This is a genomic window from Tropicimonas sp. (assembly GCF_047971885.1).
Taxonomy (GTDB): domain Bacteria; phylum Pseudomonadota; class Alphaproteobacteria; order Rhodobacterales; family Rhodobacteraceae; genus Tropicimonas.
The window spans coordinates 1-2,712 of record NZ_JBKEAE010000169.1; the positions used below are offsets into that span (position 1 = coordinate 1).

General features: G+C 64.3%; 4 protein-coding genes. All 4 read left to right on the forward strand.

Going from position 1 to position 2,712, the window contains the following annotated elements; all coding sequences use genetic code 11:
* The coding region (locus tag ACK5IR_RS14170; RefSeq protein WP_416929822.1) for an alpha/beta fold hydrolase at window positions 1–520 on the forward strand (520 nt) is incomplete at its 5' end.
* Between the two features lie 57 nt (window positions 521–577).
* Entirely contained in the window at window positions 578–1,225 is a 648-nt protein-coding gene (locus tag ACK5IR_RS14175; RefSeq protein WP_416929823.1) for a CDGSH iron-sulfur domain-containing protein, read from the forward strand.
* Between the two features lie 167 nt (window positions 1,226–1,392).
* On the forward strand, window positions 1,393–2,001 hold the full coding sequence (gene rimP, locus ACK5IR_RS14180) for a ribosome maturation factor RimP (protein WP_416929824.1): 609 nt from the start codon (window positions 1,393–1,395) through the stop codon (window positions 1,999–2,001).
* Window positions 2,002–2,017: 16 nt separating this feature from the next.
* Window positions 2,018–2,712, forward strand: a 695-nt coding sequence (gene nusA / locus ACK5IR_RS14185; protein WP_416929825.1) for a transcription termination/antitermination protein NusA, incomplete at its 3' end; no start/stop codon positions are given.

Consider the following 2,712-nt stretch of genomic DNA (forward strand, 5'->3'; position numbering starts at 1 on the left):
TGGCGGTGGCGTGGCGCGGTTCTTCCCCGAGCAATGGCAGCGATTCGCCGGATTGCTGCCCGAGGAGGAACGCGGCGATATCATCGGCGCCTATGCGAGGCGGCTCTTTTCGGACGATTCCACCGAGCAGGTTCGCCATGCCCGGGCATGGGCCGCCTGGGAAAACGCCCTTGCCTCGATCGCGGGAAACGGCGCGGGCGGCGAAAGCGCGGCGGAATACGCCCGCGCCTTCGCACGCATCGAGAACCACTATTTCCGCCATCTGGGCTGGCTGGAGCGCGACGGGCAGATCCTCGACAACATGCCGCTCATATCGCACATTCCCGGGACGGTGGTGCAGGGCCGGTACGACATGATCTGCCCGCCAACCGGGGCCTGGCGGCTGACCCGGCGCTGGCCGCGCGCGAAACTGCGGATGGTGGGCATGGCGGGCCATGCGATCAGCGAGACGGGTATCACCGAGGCGCTGGTCGAGACCACCGACGGCATCGCCCGGCAGGCGCCGCGTTACGGGTTCTGACTGGAAAAATCCGTCTTCGCATCCTAGCATGAGATATTCGGCAAGCGGGGGCCAGCCATGAGCATCAAATGGGAAGTCGACACACCGGTCATCGAGGAGCGCAAGAACGGCCCGCTGGTGGTGAAAGGAGTAACCCGCATCAGCCGGACCGACGGAGAACCGGTGGAAGCGATGCCGGTGATGGCGCTTTGCCGCTGTGGCCACAGCAAGGAAAAGCCGTTCTGCGACGGCTCGCATGTCGAGGCGGGTTTCAAGAGCACGAACGACGCACCCAGGCGCGAGGATCGTCTCAAGGCCTATGAGGGCGACGAGGTGACAGTCTACTACAACCCGCGGCTCTGCGCGCATGTCGGGATATGCGTCCGGCAGGCCGGTAACGTGTTCCGCAGCAAGGAAACCCCGTGGATTCAGCCCGACCGGGGCACCGTGGCCGAGATCGAGGCCGTGGTTGCCGCCTGCCCGTCCGGCGCGCTTCAGATGTCGAAGCCGGGCGAAAAGCCCGAGCAGTGCTTTATCGAGCGCGACCAGATCACCGTGCAGAAGGATGGCCCCTATTGGGTGCAGGATGTCCAGCCGCCCGAACCGGAAGAGGCCAAGGGCTCGACAGCGCGCAAATACGTGCTCTGCCGCTGCGGCCAGTCGGACAGCAAGCCGTTCTGCGACGGCACGCACAAGGATGTCGGCTGGACGGACGACCAGAGCTGACGGGCGCCCTGCCGGCGGTGCCGGCTGCCGGGGGACGCGCTCCCCCTTGCCAATTCGGTGCACAGGCCCTATATCCCGGCCAACAGCGGCGCTGACGGGGCAACCCGGCGGCTCCACCGGGAAAGATCGACGGGCCGCGGGCCCGTTTTTTTGTGCTTGGGAATTCCATGAACGACCTGATCGCCAAGACCAATATCGACCGGCGTCTGGCCGAGGTATTGACCCCTGTCATCGAGGGCATGGGCTATGAACTGGTGCGTGTCCGGCTGATGTCGGGCAAGATCAGAACGCTTCAGATCATGGCCGAGCGGCCCGATGGCGGGATCGAGGTGGACGATTGCGCCGACATCTCGACCGCGGTCGGTGCGGTTCTGGATGTCGAGGATCCGATCGAGGACAACTATACGCTCGAAGTGTCGAGCCCCGGCATCGACCGGCCCCTGACCCGGCTCAAGGATTTCGCGACCTGGGAAGGTTACGAAGCCAAGCTGGAAACTGCCGAACCGATCGACGGGCGCCGCCGCTTCAAGGGCGTGCTGGCCGGAGCCGAAGGCGACGAGGTTCTGATCGAGATCGACAATCCGCAGCAGGGCGAGGCTCCGATCGTCATCGGGCTGAAATTCGACTGGTTGAGCGATGCCAAGCTGGTGCTGACCGAGGAACTGATCCGCGAGGTGCTGCAGAACCGCAAGCACGCCGGCGAGATCGACGATAGCCAGTTCGACGAAGTGCAGAAATTCATGGCGTCCGGAGACGGCGCCGAAGAGAACGCGTAGGAGAGGAAAACAAGAGATGGCCATCACATCCGCCAACCAGCTGGAACTGCTGCAAACCGCAGAGGCGGTGGCGCGCGAGAAGATGATCGACCCTTCGCTTGTTATCGAAGCGATGGAGGAGAGTCTCGCCCGGGCGGCGAAGAGCCGTTACGGCAGCGAGATGGATATCCGCGTCTCGATCGACCGCAAGACCGGGCGCGCCACCTTTACCCGCGTCCGCACCGTGGTTGCGGATGAGGAGCTGGAAAACTATCAGGCGGAACTGACTGTCGCGCAGGCCCGGCAATACCTCGACGATCCCAGGGTCGGCGATACGATCACCGATGAGGTGCCGCCCGTCGAGATGGGGCGTATCGCCGCGCAATCGGCCAAGCAGGTGATCCTGCAGAAGGTCCGAGAGGCCGAGCGCGACCGCCAGTACGAGGAGTTCAAGGACCGCGCCGGCACGATCATCAACGGCGTCGTCAAGCGCGAGGAATACGGCAACGTCATCGTCGATATCGGCCGGGGCGAGGGTATCCTGCGCCGCAACGAGAAGATCGGCCGCGAGAGCTATCGCAACGGCGACCGCATCCGCTGCTACATCAAGGACGTGCGCCGCGAGGTGCGCGGACCGCAGATCTTCCTTTCCCGCACCGCGCCCGAATTCATGGCGGAACTGTTCAAGATGGAAGTGCCGGAGATCTATGACGGCATCATCGAGATCAAGGC